This window comes from Streptomyces sp. NPDC037100 (assembly GCF_055606225.1).
Genome location: NZ_JBVJSX010000004.1, coordinates 666,625 through 683,731, shown reverse-complemented (window position 1 = coordinate 683,731; position 17,107 = coordinate 666,625). Strand labels below are relative to the sequence as shown.

14 protein-coding genes and 1 pseudogene are annotated in these 17,107 nt (G+C 70.6%); 5 read left to right on the top strand and 10 right to left on the bottom strand.

The genetic code is table 11. The features are described from left to right. Positions 1 to 103: 103 nt before the first annotated feature. Both ACZ7EG_RS17465 and ACZ7EG_RS17460 read right to left on the bottom strand, forming a co-directional pair. Positions 104 to 775 (bottom strand): response regulator, encoded by a 672-nt coding sequence (locus tag ACZ7EG_RS17465; protein WP_471078764.1) that lies wholly within the window; start codon positions 773 to 775, stop codon positions 104 to 106. After that, positions 772 to 2,016, bottom strand: a complete 1,245-nt coding sequence (locus ACZ7EG_RS17460; protein ID WP_471078761.1) for a sensor histidine kinase — start codon at positions 2,014 to 2,016, stop codon at positions 772 to 774. The genes ACZ7EG_RS17465 and ACZ7EG_RS17460 overlap by 4 nt, the downstream gene beginning before the upstream one ends. An 84-nt stretch (positions 2,017 to 2,100) precedes the next feature. On the opposite strand from ACZ7EG_RS17460, the gene ACZ7EG_RS17455 reads away from it, so the two are divergent. Then, positions 2,101 to 2,643 carry a GNAT family N-acetyltransferase gene (locus tag ACZ7EG_RS17455; protein WP_471078758.1) on the top strand — a complete coding sequence of 181 codons (543 nt, stop codon included), beginning with the start codon at positions 2,101 to 2,103 and terminating at the stop codon, positions 2,641 to 2,643. Positions 2,644 to 2,662: 19 nt separating this feature from the next. Here ACZ7EG_RS17455 and ACZ7EG_RS17450 read toward each other — a convergent pair whose 3' ends face one another. The 7 genes from ACZ7EG_RS17450 to ACZ7EG_RS17420 form a co-directional block, all read right to left on the bottom strand. After that, positions 2,663 to 4,219 (bottom strand): type IV secretory system conjugative DNA transfer family protein, encoded by a 1,557-nt coding sequence (locus ACZ7EG_RS17450; protein WP_471078755.1) that lies wholly within the window; start codon positions 4,217 to 4,219, stop codon positions 2,663 to 2,665. A gap of 17 nt (positions 4,220 to 4,236) precedes the next feature. Continuing rightward, a complete protein-coding gene (locus tag ACZ7EG_RS17445; protein ID WP_471078752.1) occupies positions 4,237 to 5,646 on the bottom strand; it encodes an ATP-binding protein in 1,410 nt (469 codons plus the stop codon). Positions 5,647 to 5,652: 6 nt separating this feature from the next. After that, positions 5,653 to 7,209: an SCO6880 family protein gene (locus ACZ7EG_RS17440; protein ID WP_471078749.1), complete on the bottom strand. Its 1,557-nt coding sequence runs from the start codon at positions 7,207 to 7,209 to the stop codon at positions 5,653 to 5,655. Continuing rightward, positions 7,206 to 8,534: a hypothetical protein gene (locus ACZ7EG_RS17435; RefSeq protein WP_471078746.1), complete on the bottom strand. Its 1,329-nt coding sequence runs from the start codon at positions 8,532 to 8,534 to the stop codon at positions 7,206 to 7,208. The genes ACZ7EG_RS17440 and ACZ7EG_RS17435 overlap by 4 nt, the downstream gene beginning before the upstream one ends. Beyond that, entirely contained in the window at positions 8,524 to 9,351 is an 828-nt protein-coding gene (locus tag ACZ7EG_RS17430) for a DUF8175 domain-containg protein (RefSeq protein WP_471078743.1), read from the bottom strand. The genes ACZ7EG_RS17435 and ACZ7EG_RS17430 overlap by 11 nt, the downstream gene beginning before the upstream one ends. Before the next feature lie 209 nt (positions 9,352 to 9,560). Further along, positions 9,561 to 9,869: a hypothetical protein gene (locus ACZ7EG_RS17425; protein ID WP_003991275.1), complete on the bottom strand. Its 309-nt coding sequence runs from the start codon at positions 9,867 to 9,869 to the stop codon at positions 9,561 to 9,563. Positions 9,870 to 10,350: 481 nt separating this feature from the next. Continuing rightward, complete coding sequence (locus tag ACZ7EG_RS17420) at positions 10,351 to 11,652, bottom strand: S53 family peptidase (RefSeq protein ID WP_471078740.1); 1,302 nt, start codon at positions 11,650 to 11,652, stop codon at positions 10,351 to 10,353. A gap of 263 nt (positions 11,653 to 11,915) precedes the next feature. On the opposite strand from ACZ7EG_RS17420, the pseudogene ACZ7EG_RS17415 reads away from it, so the two are divergent. From ACZ7EG_RS17415 to ACZ7EG_RS17405, 3 genes and pseudogenes are all read left to right on the top strand, one after another. Beyond that, positions 11,916 to 12,059, top strand: a pseudogene (locus ACZ7EG_RS17415) (serine protease); the annotation flags it as partial. Positions 12,060 to 12,396: 337 nt separating this feature from the next. Continuing rightward, positions 12,397 to 13,341: a bifunctional lytic transglycosylase/C40 family peptidase gene (locus ACZ7EG_RS17410; protein ID WP_471078852.1), complete on the top strand. Its 945-nt coding sequence runs from the start codon at positions 12,397 to 12,399 to the stop codon at positions 13,339 to 13,341. A gap of 224 nt (positions 13,342 to 13,565) precedes the next feature. Continuing rightward, a complete protein-coding gene (locus ACZ7EG_RS17405; RefSeq protein ID WP_471078737.1) occupies positions 13,566 to 14,264 on the top strand; it encodes a phosphatase PAP2 family protein in 699 nt (232 codons plus the stop codon). 5 nt (positions 14,265 to 14,269) lie between these two features. On the opposite strand, the gene ACZ7EG_RS17400 is transcribed toward ACZ7EG_RS17405, so the two are convergent. After that, positions 14,270 to 15,829, bottom strand: coding sequence for an FAD-binding oxidoreductase (locus tag ACZ7EG_RS17400; protein WP_471078734.1), 1,560 nt, complete (start codon positions 15,827 to 15,829; stop codon positions 14,270 to 14,272). A gap of 401 nt (positions 15,830 to 16,230) precedes the next feature. On the opposite strand from ACZ7EG_RS17400, the gene ACZ7EG_RS17395 reads away from it, so the two are divergent. Next, positions 16,231 to 17,082, top strand: coding sequence for an SCO4651 family lipoprotein (locus ACZ7EG_RS17395; RefSeq protein WP_471078731.1), 852 nt, complete (start codon positions 16,231 to 16,233; stop codon positions 17,080 to 17,082). Positions 17,083 to 17,107 lie beyond the last annotated feature (25 nt).

The window sequence follows — 17,107 nt, the reverse complement described above, 5'->3', positions numbered from 1 at the left end:
GGTACTGCAGGGGGGACCCTGTGGGAGAGTAGGACGCCGCCGAACAATTTTTGGGAAAACCCCCGCATCTTCGGATGCGGGGGTTTTCTGCGTTTCAGGACTTTTACGACGGCTGAACCAGCTTCGTGTCGTACGCCAGAATGACCGCTTGAATGCGGTCACGGGAACCGGTCTTCGCGAGAATGCGGCCCACATGCGTCTTCACCGTCGACTCGGCGAGATGAAGACGCGTGGCTATCTCCGTGTTCGTCCAGCCCTGGCCGATGACCGTGAGGATTTCGCGTTCCCGGTCGGTGAGGGACGCGAGGCGGGCGTCCTCCTGTGGACCGGCATCCGTCTCGGGGCCGGCCGGGAGGTGATGGACGTAGGCGTCCAGGAGGCGGCGGGTCAGGCTGGGAGCGACGACCGCGTCGCCGGTGGCCACCGCGCGAATGCCGGCGAGGAGCTCCTCGGGCTGGGCGTCCTTGACGAGGAAGCCGGAGGCGCCTGCGCGGAGGCCGGCGTAGGCGTACTCGTCCAGGTCGAAAGTGGTGACGATCAGGATGCGGGTGCGGTCGCCGGCGGCGGTGATGCGGCGGGTCGCCTCGATGCCGTCGAGGCCGGGCATGCGGATGTCCATCAGGACGACATCGGGGCGGAGCTCGGCCGCCAGGCGGACCGCCTCGCTGCCGTTCGGTGCCTCGCCCACGACCGTCATGTCGTCCTGGCTCTCCAGCAGCATGCGGGAACCGAAACGCTGAAGGGGCTGGTCGTCGGCGATCAGGACCGTGGTCACTGCGGGGATTCCTCCGGGAGATGCAGGCGGACACGCCAGCCCCGCTCCGGGTGGGGGCGAGGGCCGGCCTCAAGTGTGCCGCCGTACAGGGCGCTTCGCTCGCGCATTCCGGGTAGTCCCCGGCCGTCGCGGGACGGCCCGTCGGTGCGGCTGCCGACGCCGGTGTCCGTGATGGTGACGGTGACGGCGGCCTTCTCCTCGTAGCAGAGGGTTATCTGGGCGGTGGCTTCGGGGCCGCCGTGTTTGAGGCTGTTGGTGAGGGCCTCCTGGATGACGCGGTAGACGGTGAGTTGGCGGCCCGCGGGGAGGGTGGGGCTCCCGTGGATGGTCGCGCCGACGGGGAGGCCTGCGGAGCGTACGCCGTCGAGGAGCCGGTCGAGGTCGGTGAGGCCGGGCTGGGGGGTCAGGTCGGGTTGTTGCTTCTCCTCCTCTCGCAGGACGTCGAGGAGGCGGCGGAGTTCGGTGAGGGCCTGGCGGCTGGTGCCGGCGATGGCGTCGAGGGCCTGGGCCGCGCGTTCCGGGGACTTGGCGGCGGCGTATCGGCCGCCGTCGGCGAGGCCGGTGATGACGGAGAGGTTGTGGCCGATGATGTCGTGCATCTCGCGGGCGATGCGGGCGCGTTCGGCGGCGGCCGCGAGCTGGGCCTGCTGGTCGCGTTCGGTCTCCAGGCGGCGGGCGCGGTCCTCCAGGGCCTCGGTGTGGTCGCGGCGGGTGCGGACGGTGACGCCGATCAGGGCGGCCACGGTGATCGACAGCAGATACGAGCCGATCTGCTGGTCCCAGGTGCCCTCGCCGTGGCGGAGGACCGACACGAGGACCGGGGCGAGCACCAGGACCGTGGCCCACCACAGGTTGTGCAGCGGCCGGCGCAGGGCGAGGTGGTGGACGAGGACCAGTTGGAGCAGGGCTGCCTGGAGGGCAGCGCCGGTCCAGGCGTTGACGAGGGCGAAGGGGACCATGGCGGCCAGGACCGCCCCGGGGTGGGTGCGACGCCAGAGGAGCGGGGCCGAGAGGCCGAGGCTCAGGGTGATGAGGAGCCAGCCGGGGACGTCGAGGTCGTGGGCGTTGTGGCGCCAGCCGCCGCCGGCGTAGTCGATCAGGGCGGCTGTCACCCAGAAGCCGGTGAAGTGCAGGTCCCACAGGAGGGGGTGGCGTCGGTCGAAGGCGCGCACCTTGTGGGTGAGGCGCTGGGCGTACTCGGTGAGGGGCTCCGGCGCCCGGTCTTCCGTCACGGGGTCCATCGTGAGGGTTCCGGGGGCGGCGGGCGTCGGACCGGCGGGGTAATCGGGGTGAGGGGTGTCGTACTCGGGTACTACCGTTGCCGCATGAGCTATGTGATCCGGTCCGTCCGTGCCGGCGAGTGGGCAGCGGCGAAGGAGCTGCGGCTCGCGGCGCTGCGGGACGAGGTGGCGCACCTGGCCTTCCTGGAGACCTACGAGGAGGCCGTGGCCCGGCCGGACTCGTTCTGGCAGGAGCGGACGGCGGGGGCCGCCGAGGGAGCGGACCGGGCGCAGCAGATCATCGCCGAGGGGCCGGACGGGCGGTGGGTGGGGACTCTGACGGTGCTCGTGGAGGAGCCCGGGACGACCGACTGGGCCGGGTTTCCGGTGGAGCGGAAGCAAGGGCATGTGGTCGGCGTGTTCGTACGGCCGGAGGAGCGCGGGAGCGGGCTGACCGAGGTGCTGTTCGACGCGGCCCTGGAGTGGTCGTGGGCTCAGGGGCTCGAGCGGGTCCGGCTCATCGTGCACGAGGAGAACGGGCGGGCGCAGCGGTTCTACCGGCGGGTGGGGTTCCTGCCGAGTGGAGTGATCGTGCCGCTCGGGGACGCGGGGGAGCGGGAGCTGGAGTTCGTGCTCGAGCGGGAGTGAGCGTCTGCGGGGTGCGGCTTCAGACCGGTAGTTCGTCGTGCGGCCAGCGGGCGCGGCCCTGTTCGCGGGACCGGAGCAGGGCCAGGGTCGGCAGGCCCCGGTCCGCTCCGGTGGCCAGCAGCTCCGGGAGCTGGGGAAGCGGGGCCACGGCCGCGACGTCGTCCAGGACGAGCGTCATTGGTGGGTCGAGGCGACCGGCCGATGACCGTTCGGCCATGTGCCGGCCGCGCTCGACCACGCTCGAGACGAGGGCCGTCAGGAAGGGCATCGCGCCCGGGTTCGTCCTGGGGTCCTCGATGGATTCCCCCACCACGTAAAGCGTGCCCCCTTCGTGGACGAGGGAATCCAAGGCGAGGGCATCAGTTCGGTTGGGAGTGCAGGCTTCGCGGATGTTGACCGTGGAGAGGGCGGCGAGGGCACGGGTCGTCAGCTGCTGGGCCATGTCCCGGCGTTCGGGGTGGGCCGTGAGGGCGCCTTCGAGTTCGCCCGCGGAGCCGGGGGCCGCCTTGGGGTTGGTGCGGAGGATGCGTACGGCGTCCTGGATCTGGGTGCCCTGGGACCAGCGGTGGACGTGGCGGATGGTGCGGCCGTCGATCGCTGCGGCGTGCAGGTAGCTCCGCAGGAGGGTGGCGGCCGTGTCGCTGAGGGCCTGGTCGAGTTTGGCCGTGGGGCGGACGGGGGTGAGGAGGGCGGTGGCGCGTTCGGTCGCCGTTGCCTTGTCCTCGCAGCCGGTGGTGGGGGACCAGTGGAGGCGGGAAGGGGTGTCGCAGAGGTGGGTGGGGTCGTAGAGGTGGGTGGGGCCCAGTTTGGCTCTGGCGTCCTTGGTTTCCTGCCAGAGTGTGGGGTTCGAGGTGACGACGAGGGCCGGGCCCTCGGCGTCGCGGACCGCCTGGGTCGCGGTTGTCCGGCGGGTTTCCCTCGGGGCCACGAGGATTTTCTCCCATCCGCCCACTCGTTCCTGGGTGAACAGGGAGGCCGGAGTCAGGGGGACGGTTGCCGCGGGCGGGGCAGGCGTTGCCGTCGGGTGCGGGGGGCCGCCGAGTGGTGCCGTGGGTTCCAGGATCTGCGTGGGCTCGGAAGCCGCCCGGGGTGTGGGGACCTCGTGCGGTGTGGTCCTCGTCGGCATGCCGTGCCGGGCCGTTAGCGGTACGTCGTGCTGGCCGGGGTCGGGCTCGGGCTCGCGCTCGTGGGACAGGCTCTCCGCCCTGCGTCTCGCCCGTACGGCGCGCCAGCGGGCCCACGTCCCCATGACGAACATCGTCAGGACGAACAGGATCATGAGCTGGCCGATGAACAGGCCCCAGAACAGGCCGTAGCCGGAGAGTTCGCCGGGGGGTGTGTCGGGCCAGGCGCCGGGGATGTCGTGGGGCTGGGCGACGAGGTCGCGCATGGCCAGGGGCGTGCGTGTGAAGGTGACGCCGGACGGCCAGGAGCCGTGGGCGAACCAGGCGGCGAGGCCGGTGGCCGTCCACACCAGCAGGGTCATGCCGAGGAGGAACGCGAGTATGCCGATCAGCAGGCCGTCGGGGATGCCTCCCTGGCCGCCCCGCTGGGTGTGGCGGTCGTCCGGTCTCACGCGTCCTCCCCTGCCGCCTATGCCACCGTTGATTCGGAGTCGCCCAGGTGGTGCTCCACGAAGGCCGCGGCCCGTTCCTCCGCCTCGAGTTCGGCGGCGCGCAGGGCGTCGTCCGCGAGTTGGGCGGAGGTCTCGGTCATCGCGCGGTCGGTGAAGACCAGGGGGCGTTCGGTCTCGGTGATCAGGTGTTTGACGACCTGGACGTTGCCGTTGACGTCCCAGACGGCGATGCCGGGGGTGAGGGTCGGGATGATCTCCACCGCCCAGCGTGGCAGGCCGAGGACGCGTCCGGTGGCCCGCGCTTCGTCCGCCTTCTGGGCGTAGATCGTTCTCGTCGACGCCATCTTCAGGATCGCGGCCGCTTCCTTCGCGGCCGCGCCGTCCACGACGTCGGACAGGTGGTGGACCACCGCCACGAACGACAGGCCCAGGCGTCGGCCGAACTTCAGCAGGCGCTGGAACAGCTGGGCGACGAAGGGGCTGTTGATGATGTGCCAGGCCTCCTCGACCAGGAAGATGCGCTTCTTCCGGTCGGGGCGGATCCAGGTGTGCTCCAGCCACACGCCGACGATCGCCATGAGGATGGGCATGGCGATGGAGTTGCGGTCGATGTGGGACAGGTCGAAGACGATGAGCGGGGCGTCGAGGTCGATGCCGACCGTGGTGGGGCCGTCGAACATGCCACGCAGGTCACCGTCGACCAGGCGGTCCAGGACCAGGGCGACGTCGAGGCCCCAGGCCCGTACGTCGTCTATGGCGACGTTCATCGCCTCGGCCGACTCGGGTTCGGGGTGGCGCAGCTGTTCGACGATGTCGGTCAGGACCGGCTGGCGGTCGACGATGGTCTCGTTGACGTAGGCGTGGGCGACCTTGAGGGCGAAGCCGGAGCGTTCGTCGAGGCCGTGACCCATCGCGACCTCGATGATCGTGCGGAGCAGCGCGAGCTGGCCCGTCGTCGTGATCGCGGGGTCGAGCGGGTTGAGGCGGATGCCCATGTCCAGGGCAGCCGTCGGGTCCAGACGGATGGGGGTTATCCCCAGCTCCTGCGCGATGAGGTTCCACTCGCCGACGCCGTCCTCGCCCTGGGCGTCCAGGACGACGACCTGGCGGTCGCGGAAGCGGAGCTGGCGCAGGACGTACGTCTTCTCCAGCGCCGACTTGCCGTTGCCGGACTCGCCGAGGACGAGCCAGTGGGGGGCGGGGAGCTGTTGGCCGTAGAGCTGGAAGGGGTCGTAGATGTAGCCCTTTCCGGAGTACACCTCGCGGCCGATGATGACGCCGGAGTCGCCGAGGCCCGGGGCGGCGGTCGGGAGATAGACCGCCTGGGCCTGGCCCGTGGACGTGCGCACCGGGAGCCTGGTCGTCTCGACCTTCCCGAAGAGGAAGGAGGTGAAGGCGTCGGTGAGGACGGACAGCGGATCCCGCATCAGGTCCTACCTCCGAATGCCGGTGGCGAAGGGAAGGGTGTTCACGAAGGCGCGGTGGTGCTCGCGGTCGCACCATTCCAGCTTGAGGTACGACTTTCCCGCCGAGGCCCTTATCGTCCGTTTGTCGCGGGCGAGGGCGTCGGGGGAGCGGGAGCTGACGGTGATGTAGCCGACGAGGTTGACGCCGGCGGCGCCGCTGGCGAGGTCCTCGCCGCGCTGGTCGAGCCGGGAGTGCGCGGCGATGTCACGCGGGTCGACGGTGCGGTTCATCTTGGCGGCTCGGGAGGCCTCGGCCTCGTCGTTGGTCTTCTCGGTGAGCATGCGCTCGATGGCGACCTCGGTGGGTTCGAGGTCCATGGTGACGGCGACCGTGCGGATGACGTCCGGGGTGTGGACGAGGAGCGGGGCGAGGAAGTTGACGCCGACGGGGGTCATCGGCCACTCCTTCACCCAGGCCGTGGCGTGGCACCAGGGGGCGCGGGTGGAGGACTCGCGGGTCTTGGCCTGGAGGTAGGTGGGCTCCATGGCGTCCAGTTCGGCTGGCCAGGCGTTGCGCTTGGTCATCGCCTGGATGTGGTCGATGGGGTGGTCCGGGTCGTACATGGAGTGGATCAGCGAGGACAGCCGTCCCTGACCGAGCGGCTGGCGGACGCGGATGTCGGCTTCCTGGAGGCGCGAGCAGATGTCGGTGAGCTCGCGGGCCATGACGACGGCGAGTCCGGCGTCCCGGTCGACCTTGCCGCCGTGGGCGCGGGCGGCCCGGGCCATGGCGTTGGCCTCGGCGGCGAGTTCGCGGGTGTAGTGCATGCAGGCCACGAGGTAGGCGCGGTGCTGCTCGCTGCTGGTGGACACCATGGACTGGAGCTGTTCGTAGGACTCCTGGAGCCAGGGCAGGGCCTTGTCGTCGCCGCGGATGGCGACGTCCTTGGCGTGGGCGTCCGGGTCGGCCGGGAGGGTGCGGGCCAGCATCTGCAGGCGGGTGACGAAGCCGTCGCCGTTGGCCACGTGCTTGAGCAGGGTGCCGAAGCGGTCGACGAGGGCTTCCTGGTCCTCGCTGTCGCGCAGGCCGACGCCCGGGCCCTCGATCTCGATGGCGGCGGTGACGGTCTTGCGGTCGGCGTGCAGGAGGACGGCGATCTCGTCGGGGCCGAAGGGTGCGGCCAGCCAGGTGATGCGGCCGATGCCCGGGGGCGGGCCGACCTCGATTTCCTTGCCGTCCAGCCGGGTGCCGGCCTCGATCGCGGTGGAGCGGTAGGTGGTGCCCTGCTTGAGGGTCCGCTTGTAGCTGCGGTTGATCTCGAACCACTTGTAGAAGGTGCGGTGCTTGTACGGCACGTACACCGCGGCCAGCGCCAGCATCGGGAACCCGGCGAGCAGCACGATGCGCAGCGACAGGACCGGGACGAGGAGGCCGCACATCATGCCGAGGAACGCGCCCACGACGATCAGGGCGATCTCGCCGGTCTCGCGGTTGCGGCCGATGATCGCGTTCGGCCGGGCGCGGCCGATCAGATATGTCCGGCGGGGCGTGACCGGATGGGACACGTGGGACTCGGTCGTCAACGCCCTTCACCTCCCGTGCGGTTGGTACTGCTGTTGCGGGTGTTGCTGGCGTGGGGAGTGTTGACGGGGCTGCCCGAGCGGGGGGCGGGTGCGGCGGAGGGGACAGATCCGCCGCCGCCGTTCGAGGTGCGCGCGCTGTGCGCGGCGACTCCGCCGGAGGCTGGGTTGCTGGGGCGGGGGGCGGAGGACTGGCTGCCTCCGCCGTTGTTGTCGGCGCGGGTGCTGTGGGTCTTGATGCCCTGCGCGACGAGGGACGCCGGGGAGCTGATGACGGCCGCGGCCTTGCCTTCGGCGCCCTGCATGAGGCGGTTGTTGCGGGAGCCGGCGATCTCGTCGCCGAAGCCGGGGACGAAGCGGTAGATCATCGCGCTGGCGAAGATGGCGAGCAGGATGATGGCGAGGCCGGAGACGACGGCGGAGAAGGCGTTCGGGCCGTCGTCGGCGGAGAGTGCGCCGGCGAGGCCGAGGACGATGACGATGACCGGCTTGATGAGGATGACCGCGATCATGATGCCGGCCCAGCGGCGGACGTGGCCCCACAGGTTCTTGTCGACGAGGCCGGCGTAGACGACGGTGCCGAGGAGGGCGCCGACGTAGAGGAGCGCGGCCCTGATGACGAGCTCCAGCCAGAGGACTCCGGCGGCGAGGATGCTGACCAGGGAGACGACGATCAGCATGATCGGGCCGCCGCCGATGTCCTCGCCCTTCTTGAGGGCTTCGGAGAACGTGCCGAAGAACGCGTCGGTCTGGTCGCCGGTGGCTTTGGCGAGGACCTCGGTGATGCCGTCGGTGGCGGATACGACGGTGTAGAGGATCAGGGGGGTGAAGGCGGAGGCCAGCACCGTGAGCCACAGGAAGCCGATGGCCTCGGACAGCGCGGTGGTCAGGGGTACGCCGCGGACGGCTCGCTTGGCGACGGCCAGGAGCCAGAGCAGCAGCGTGAGGATCGTCGAGGCGGCGAAGACGACGGCGTACTGCTGGAGGAACTTGGGGTTGGTGAAGTCGACGTTGGCGGTCTCCTTCACGGCGTCGCTGAGCTTGTCGACGGTCCAGGAGGCGGCGTCGGCACAGCCCTTGGCGAGGGAGGAGAGGGGGTCGAGGGTGGAGGTGGGGTCGAGCCGGGAGGTTCCGCTGCCGCTTTGGCTGCCGGTGTCGCCTTGGCAGATCTCCAGGGCCCGGCCGGAGAGCAGGGAGCAGTTGTCGTTGCTGGGGCTGGGCGAGGGCGTGGGAGCGGCTGTCGCCCTGGTGGCGAACAGGACCAGGGCGGTCTGCACGGCGGTGAGGGTTGCGGCGACCTTGACTGAGCGGCGCGGGCTACCGGGCATACGTGAACCCTCCGAACTCCTCGACGGCCTTCGAGATGGCGTCCGACGTCGACACCCTGTTGTCGCCGTTGACCGGCGCGGGGCCTTCCTTCTGGGAGAAGCTGTCGACCTTCCAGTCGCCCTCCGTCCAGCGCAGCTGGAGGGTCATGGTGAACCAGTCGTTGGTGACCGGGGTCTGTGAGTTCTCCCCCGTCATCCCGAACACGCCCGTGCACCAGACCTCGACGGTGGCGGTGTTGCCCGAGTAGTCGGTGGCCTTGGTACCGACCGGCATGGTGCGGGAGACGTAGGTGCTGCCCTTGGGCGCTTCGCCGTTCGCGTCGAGGCCGACCTTCTCCAGGAACGCCTTGCTGTAGACCTGGTCGAGGTTTCTCTCCAGCTCGGAGACCTTGTCCGCGTCGAACACCTGACGGATAATCTCTGGCCGCCGCGCGGGCTTGAGGATGTCGGCGGAGACCAGCACGACGGCGTAGTTCGCCGCGGCGCTCTCCGCTCCCTCCTGGTCCTGGGCGAAGCCCGAGGGGATGCCGGCGGACGACTTGGACTTGACGGGGCGCTGGCCGGAGGGGGCCGTCGCTGTCGAGTCCGGTTTGCCCGAGGATCCGTCCGTCGAAGAGGACGAGTCGCCGTCCCCCCGGTTGGCGAACGCGATCGCTGCGATCAGGAGGACCACCACGCCGACCACCGTGACCAGGCTGCGGGACGAGGAGCGGCGGCGGGGGTCGCCGAAGGCGTCGCCGGAGTCGGGCAGGCGGGTGCGCGTCTGGCCCGTGCCGGCGTAGCCGCCGGAGGACTCGTGGTCGTCACCGAGACTCATGCCGCGTACGCCCCCTCGACGTCGTGCGGAAACACTTCGTACCGGTCGTACTTCTCATACTCCTCGTACGACGGTAGCCGTGCTGGTTCCCGCGCGGGCGCGGTGTGGTGACTCGACATCAGGGAAACGCAACCTCAGCCGGTGGGCACGACGGGCGGGTGGGATGGAGGGGGAGCCGGGCGTGACCGGCCGGGCGGACGGCGCCCGGGCTACACGGCCATGCCGTACACGATGGTGAAGAGAGTGCCGAGGGAGCCGATGATGAAGACTCCTGTGAGGCCGGCGATGATGAGGCCCTTGCCCTGCTCCGCGCTGAAGGTGTCCCGCAGGGCGGTCGCTCCGATGCGCTGTTTGGCGGCGCCCCAGATGGCGATGCCGAGGCAGAGCAGGATGGCCACCGCCATCACGACCTCGATCATCACCTTCGCCTCGTTGCCCAGGCTGCCGAAGGGGCCCCAGTCCGGAGCGATCCCGCCGATGATGGTGTTGATGTCTCCCTTGTCGGCCGCAAAGAGCATGTAAGTCACCGCCCCTGTTGGGTAGTTCCGCAACCCTCTGCGGTCGTGCAGAGGTCAGGCCTCATTGTCGCCGACAATGATGCTGTCGGATGTCGACTTGGCGTCATTGATTGGCGGGTTTCGTACGAATACCTTGCCACCGTTCCGCTCCGGGCCCTAGGGGAGGTGACGGGCGGTGCACGAAGGATCGTATGGTCACTCTGTGTATCACGGCAGGTCACGCCGGGCAATGAGGCCTGAGCGGAACCTGGTGTGTGGTTCCGTCGTTGTTCCCTCTCGCGGCCTTTCCCACCTTTGGGGGCCGTTTCTGACGGCTGGTCGGGTGAGTGGTCGCGCCGGTGTTCCCCGGGTGAAGGCTACCTGGCAAGGCGAAGGGGCCGCGGCTGGGATGCCGCGGCCCCTTCGTTTTCCCGCCGTCCCGGGCCCCCACGGCGCCGGGCGGCGCCCCCCCGGTGACGGTCTGTCACCGGGGGGAGGTGCGTCAGCCGGTGAAGGCGCCGAGCCCCTCCGGGGTGCCCAGACCGGTCGGGCCGTCGTAGCCCGTCCGGGCGGTGCAGAAGTAGCTGGTGGTGCAGCTGCCGTTGCTGCCACTGGTGACGTCGTTCAGGGCGGTGGTGTTCGCGTAGGGGAACCTGGCCGGGTAGGAGCCGGTGGACGGGGTGCCCGCGAGGGCGTAGACGCTCGCGATGATCGGGGCGGAGGCGCTGGTGCCGCCGTAGGTGGCCCAGCCCTGCCCGTCGGCGCCGTAGGTGTCGTAGACGGAGACGCCGGTCGCCGGGTCGGCGACGGCGGAGACGTCGGCGATCATGCGCTTGGTGCAGCCGGTGTCGGTCTGCCAGGTGGGCTTGGTGTCGTAGGCGGAGCAGCCGGAACCGGTGCCTTCGGTGCTGCTGGTCCGCCAGACGCTCTCGGTCCAGCCGCGGGTGGTGGAGGACGTGGAGAGCCGGGTGCCGCCCACGGACGTCACGTACTTGGAGGCCGCCGGGTACTCGGCGCCGTAGCCCGCGTCGCCCGCGCTGACGGTGATGGCGACGCCCGGGTGGTTGAAGTAGGCGGAGTCGTAGGAGGCGTCGGAGGAGGACTCGCCGCCGCCGTAGCTGTTGGAGACGTACTTGGCGCCGAGGGCGACGGCCTCGTTGACGGCGGTGCCGAGGTTGGCCATGGACGCCGACTTCGCCTCGACGAGGGTGATGTGGCAGTTCGGGCAGATGGCGCTCGCCATGTCGAGGTCGAGGGATATCTCGCCGGCCCAGCCGCTGTCGGGGGTGGGGAGGGCGGTGGTGGAGCCGGTCTGGCTGACCTTCTTGAAGCAGCCGTTCGCGGTGGTGCAGGCGGGCAGGCCGTACTGGGAGCGGTAGGCGGCGAGGTCGGACTCGGCGTTGGGGTCGTCGTAGGCGTCGACGATGGCGATCGTCCGGCCGGAGCCGTTGCCGGCGGCGGCGGAGGTCAGGCCGTAGGCGCTGCGGAGGTCGGAGGGGCCGTAACCGGAGGGGGAGGAGGCGTCGGCGGCTTTGGCGGAGATGCCGTGCTGCTGCTGGAAGGCGGTGCGGCCGCCGGTGACGCGCAGGGCGTTGCAGGCCATGTCGCCCTGGTGGCGGGGCAGGGCGCAGGAGCGGGTCCAGGTGACCTTGGAGGACGTCGACGAGGTGCTCGGGTCCGCGGCCTGTGCGTGGGCGGCGGTGGTGAGGCCGGTGAGGAGGAGTGCGGCGGTGGCGGTGACGGCGGACGCCACGCGGCGCCATCTGAGGCGCGAAGTGGGGGGAGTCGAGGGTGTCGTGCGCAAGGTACAGCCTCCTGGCAGTGGTGGGCAGAGGCCTGCGGGGGGACCGCCGGTGTGTTTCCCGGCGGGGGCGGCGACCCGCGACGACAATCGCTTGTTGAGTACGTGACAACAAGACGGCGATCGGAATCCTGACTTCCGCCTTACTGAAGAGGGCGTGGGGCTTACCGGTCGCTGACGGCCCGATGGCCGGGCGATGGGCGCGGCTTGACTCGAGGGGTGCGGCGGCAGGGAGCTTCAGGACGCCGTCGGCGGCTGGGTACGACAGCCCTCGGGTGAACGGCGAAGGGCAGGTCGTCGGTGTCCTCGGCGGGCACAAGCAGGGAGGGGCGACTCCCGACGTCTCCTACAGCGTCGTCCTCGGTGCGGAGGCGGAGCGGCTGTACCGGGCGGCGGCGGGGCGTGCGTGACGCGTCGCGATCCCGTACGTCGGCCGGATCCGTCGCGCGCCCGCCGCTCCCACCGTGCCCTTGCCGCCCCCGCCGTGCCCTCACCGTGCCCTTGCCGCCTCCGCCGTGCCCTCACCGTGCCCTTGCCGCCTCCGCCGTGCCCTCACCGTGCCCTTGCCGTGCCGCCCGTGCCACGCCCCGCCCCCGTCCGCCCCGACTCTCCTCCACGTGATCATTCCCGGGCGTGCCGACCGCCTCTACACTGGCCGACGGACTCCTGGGCGGCGAGGGGCGGTTGACGGTGCGTAAGGCATGGATCGTGGCGAGCGTTGCGATCAGCTCCGCCCTGGCCTTCGTGATGCTGCTCGTCGTCGGGGTCTATCTCGTCGCCGGGAACCTGGTCAACGGTGTGGGCGGCGGGGCGAAATCGCTGGCCAAGGGGTCGGTGCCGGCCGCGTACGCGGCCCTCGTGCAGAAGTGGGGCAACCTCTGCCCCGCGATCAGCCCGGCCCTGCTCGCCGCCCAGCTCTACCAGGAGAGCGGCTTCAACCCCAGGGCCCAGAGCCACGCCGCCGCGCAGGGCATAGCGCAGTTCATCCCCGGAACCTGGGCCAGTCACGGCATCGACGGTGACGGCGACGGCGACCGTGATGTGTGGGATCCGAAGGACGCGATTCCCTCGGCCGCCTCGTACGACTGCGAACTCGCCTCGTACGTGAAGAAGGTTGGCGGGAATCCGACCGAAAACATGCTGGCCGCCTACAACGCGGGTGCGTACGCGGTGATCAAGTACGGGGGCGTGCCGCCGTACAGCGAGACCCGGAACTACGTGAAGCGGATCACGACGCTCTCCGAGAGCTTCGCGGCGCCGGTCGGGCGGGTCGACCCCTCCGAGCAGGCCGCGGCCGCGATCGAGTACGCGCAGAAGAAGCTCGGCACGCTCTATCTGTGGGGCGGTACCGGCACCGCTGAGCAGGGCGGACGTTTCGACTGCTCGGGGCTGACCCAGGCCGCCTACGCGTCCGTGGGCATCAAGCTCCCGCGCGTGGCCAACGACCAGTACAACGCCGGCCCGCACCCCTCGCGGGACGAACTGCTCCCCGGCGACCTGGTGTTCTTCTCGGGCGACCTCACCAATTCCCGCGCCATCCGGCATGTCGGCATTTATGTTGGAGGCGGGTACATGATCGACGCGCCCCGGACCGGTGCCGTCATCCGATTCGACCCGATCGACACCCCTGACTACTTCGGGGCCACCCGCGTCACCGAAGATGGCGCGAAAGCACTGCCCACGACGGTGTGAACCGTCCGTGAACCCGCCCCCTGAGCTGCGAAGACTTGTCTCTCTTCGATAACGTCTGCGTGATCATTCGGTGGAGTGTGGAACGTATCAACGGGGACCATGCGTTCCTGATGACGTAGCCGAGCGGACGTCAGTGCAGCGGAAGCGGATCTACAACCACGGGGGTGGCAGGAGCGGCGCACGCACAGGTGCGCCGGGAGAGACGACGAAGGGGCCGCAGCGCCATGGCTGGACTCGCCGATTCCGGGTCGAACCCCGACGTCGACCTGCTGTACGACATCAATGGCCTGGCCAAGGACGCACCGCCGTGGTCCGACCGCGTCATGGAGTACGTCGGTGAGTACGGGCTGCTGCTCGCCATCGTCCTGCTCGTGGTGTGGTGCTGGTGGTCCGTGCGGCGGCGTGGCGACGAGGACGCGGCGTCCACCGTCGCGGCGCTGGTCTGGGCGCCGTTGGCCGCCGGTATCGCCGTCCTGGTCAACGTGCCCATCCGGGGATTCGTGGAGCGGCCCCGGCCGTTCCTGGACCACCAGGGGCTCGACGTGCTGGTCCAGGGAAAGACCGACTACTCGTTCGTCAGCGACCACGCGACACTCGTCATGGCCCTGGCGGTCGGCCTGTTCGTCGCCAACCGCAAGTTCGGGCTCGTCGGGCTCGTGCTGGCGTTGTTCGGCGGGTTCATCCGCGTCTACATGGGCGTGCACTACCCGACGGACGTTGTGGGCGGGTTCGCGCTGGGCACCGCCGTGACGCTGCTGCTGTCGCCGCTCGCCATGGCCCTGCTGACGCCTTTGGTGAAGGCCGTCGAGCGCTCGCCCCGGCTGGGGTCGCTGGTGCGCAGCAGAGGGCGTGCCGAAGGGGAGGACACGGTGATCCCCGAGACGCGCAGTGAGCGGGCCTCGGAGCGGGACCTCGCCGCGTAAAGGCCTTACAGCGCCTGGGGATGGGTGAAGAAGCGGTCGGGGTCGTACTGCTTCTTCAGCTTCGCCAGGCGCGTTGCCGCATCCCCGTAGTACGCCTTGCGCCAGTCGGTCAGGGTCGGGTCCGTGTAGTTCTGGTAGGCCGCCCCCGAGGCGTACGGGCGCATCGACTTGTGGGCGGAGGCCAGCCAGTCGCGGGCCGTCGCGCCGCTCGTGCCGGCCCGCCACGCGGCGATGTACTGGGCCAGCATGCGGGAGCGGCGGTGGACGAACGCCGTGGAGGTGGGGGAGACGCGGTTGACCGCTCCGCCGAGGGCGGTCAGCGCGATGCTGCCCGTGCCGCCGCGTACCGAACCGATCCCGGACAGCAGCGCGCGGATGCCGGCCGTGGACAGGGAGCGGTCGAAGAAGTCCGAAGCCGCGGCGTACGTCTCGCGGCCCAGTGCGCCCTTCGGTGAACGGCCCGGGGTCGAGCCGGGCAGATGGCACTGCGCGTCCGTCGGGAACGAGGAACAGCCCGCGTACACCTCCATCGACTCCTCGTACGAGCGGCGCTTCAGGGAGACGCTGCGGGCCGGGGCACCGACGCGGTCGGCCAGCCGGTCGACGGCGTTCTTCAGCTCGCCGTAGGTGCCCAGGGAGAACGCCGAGACCGAGACGGTCGGGGTGCCGCCCGCGGCGTTCGCCAGGTGCAGGGACGACCAGATCTCGTCGGGCTGCGACGGGCCCCACTCCTGCCAGGCCTTCACCACCGCGGCCGCCTTCGACCAGGGCCAGGACAGGTACGCCGAGACGCCCTGCGGTGCCGGGTGGGTCGTGAAGTGCAGCTCCGTGACCACGCCGAAGTTGCCGTTGCCGGCGCCGCGCAGGGCCCAGAAGAGGTCCTTGTTCTCGCGGGCGTCGGCGGTGAGCTGCTTGCCGTCGGCGGTGACCAGGGTGGCCCGGGTGAGGCTGTCGCAGGTCAGGCCGTAGGCACGAGAGACGACGCCGTGGCCGCCGCCGAGGGTGAGGCCCGAGACGCCGACGGTCGGGCAGGAGCCGGCCGGGATGGTGACGCCCTTCGCGGCGAGCGCCCGGTAGACGTCGATGAGTTTGGCGCCGGCGCCGACCACGGCGGTGGTGCCCGAGGCCCGGACGCGGTTGAGTTTCGAGACGTCGATGATCAGACGGCCGTTGCCGGAGGACCAGCCGGCATAGGAGTGGCCGCCGTTGCGGATCGCGACGCGCAGGGCGTGGGCGCGGGCGTAGGCCAGCGATGTGCGGATGTCGTCCGGGTGGGACACATACGCGACCGCGGCGGGCTTCAGGGTGTCGAAGCGGGTGTTGTAAAGCTGCCGGGCCGCCGGCCAGTCGGCGTCGCCCGGGCGGATGAGGGGGCCGTCGAGGTCGCGTGCCAGGGCGGACCAGTTCGCGGCGGTGATTCTCGAAGTGGTGGAGGCGCGCACGGCGTCGGTGGCCGTCGCCGTGGCTCCGGAGCGGCTGCCCGACCGGGTGCAGGCGGTGGTGAAGGGGGTCGCGGCCGCGGCGATCGCCGCCGTGCCGGCTGTGAGTATCGTGCGTCGTTCCATGGGGCCTCCCGGTGGTTCCGTCCTGGGAGACGGGATGACGGGGGTGGGGGTTCCATGGTCCGGACCCGGCCCGGCGGTGTCCGCCACGGGTCTCAGCCCGTCGCGTGCCGCTCCGCGTCAGTCCGCGCCTGGCTTCTCGCTCTTCGTGCCGGGCCACGCCAGCCACAGATGCACTGGGCCATGCAGAAACGGCCCTTCTCCATGGTCGTCGTGCGGTGTTCCGGGAGGTTGGGGGGAAGTTCCAGCCCGTCCTGCTGCGCCACGCCGACAACGTTACCCAGTACAGGTGAAGGGTTCGCAGGGCGGTCGGCGCGGGCTCGCGTGACGGGGGCACAAACCCGTCGTTAACCGGAACGACGAGGGGGCCCGTGACGGACGTACCGGCTGGGGGTAGGCAGGCGATGACTGGGCGGCAGCGGGAAGGGCGGCACAGGCGGACGGGTGCGACGGTCGTCGCCGCGGTGGTCCTGGCCGGGGCGGGGCTGGGGTCCGCGGGGTGCTCCGGGGGTGACGCGGCCGCCGGGGACTCCCGTGACGGGGAAGCGGTCACCGTGCTGCGGCAGTCCGCCGACCGGCTGGTCGGCGCGGGGAGTTCCAAGGCCCGTACGGCGATGGAGATGGCCGCCGGCGGGACCCGGGTGACCATCCGGGGCGCCGGGGTGTACGACTACCGCAAGCGGATGGGGCGGTTGAAGGTGCTGCTGCCGCAGGATCCCGCGGGAGTGGCCGAGCGCCGGCCGATCACCGAACTGCTCGCGCCGGGTGCGCTGTTCATGAAGAACCGGGGCGCCGGTGTGCCCGCGGACAAGTGGGTGCGGGTGGACACCCGGACCCTGTCCGACGGAAACCTCGTCACCGGTGGGGCCACCGACCCGTTCACGGCGGCCGAGGTACTGCTCGGGACGCGGACGGCGACCTATGTGGGCAGGACGGAGGTCGCGGGAACCGGAGTGCGTCACTACCGGGGGACGGCCAACCTCGCCGACGCGGCCAGGCGGGCGTCGAAGCGGAACGAGGGGCCCCTGAAGGCGGCGGCCGAGGGGTTCGCCACCGCCGAGGTGCCGTTCGACGCCTATCTCGACGACGAGGGACGCATCCGCAAGGTCAGGCACCGTTTCAGCTTCCTGAACGGTCAGCAGAAGCGCCCCGTCGCCGTCGCCTCGACGACGCTGCTCTACGATTTCGGGGCCTCGGTGCGCGTACGGTTGCCCCGGACCGACGACATCTACGCGGGCAGGATCGCCGAGGAGTGACCGGCGTGAACTAGCCCGTCCGTGC

Bases quoted from the DNA above. Each gene is read 5' to 3' on its own strand.
- ACZ7EG_RS17460 (WP_471078761.1), bottom strand. From the start codon at position 2,016: ATGGACCCCGTGACGGAAGACCGGGCGCCGGAGCCCCTCACCGAGTAC.
- ACZ7EG_RS17455 (WP_471078758.1), top strand. From the start codon at position 2,101: ATGAGCTATGTGATCCGGTCCGTCCGTGCCGGCGAGTGGGCAGCGGCG.
- ACZ7EG_RS17445 (WP_471078752.1), bottom strand. From the start codon at position 5,646: ATGCGGGATCCGCTGTCCGTCCTCACCGACGCCTTCACCTCCTTCCTC.
- ACZ7EG_RS17435 (WP_471078746.1), bottom strand. From the start codon at position 8,534: ATGCCCGGTAGCCCGCGCCGCTCAGTCAAGGTCGCCGCAACCCTCACC.
- ACZ7EG_RS17430 (WP_471078743.1), bottom strand. From the start codon at position 9,351: ATGAGTCTCGGTGACGACCACGAGTCCTCCGGCGGCTACGCCGGCACG.
- ACZ7EG_RS17425 (WP_003991275.1), bottom strand. From the start codon at position 9,869: ATGCTCTTTGCGGCCGACAAGGGAGACATCAACACCATCATCGGCGGG.
- ACZ7EG_RS17410 (WP_471078852.1), top strand. From the start codon at position 12,397: ATGCTGCTCGTCGTCGGGGTCTATCTCGTCGCCGGGAACCTGGTCAAC.
- ACZ7EG_RS17405 (WP_471078737.1), top strand. From the start codon at position 13,566: ATGGCTGGACTCGCCGATTCCGGGTCGAACCCCGACGTCGACCTGCTG.
- ACZ7EG_RS17400 (WP_471078734.1), bottom strand. From the start codon at position 15,829: ATGGAACGACGCACGATACTCACAGCCGGCACGGCGGCGATCGCCGCG.
- ACZ7EG_RS17395 (WP_471078731.1), top strand. From the start codon at position 16,231: ATGACTGGGCGGCAGCGGGAAGGGCGGCACAGGCGGACGGGTGCGACG.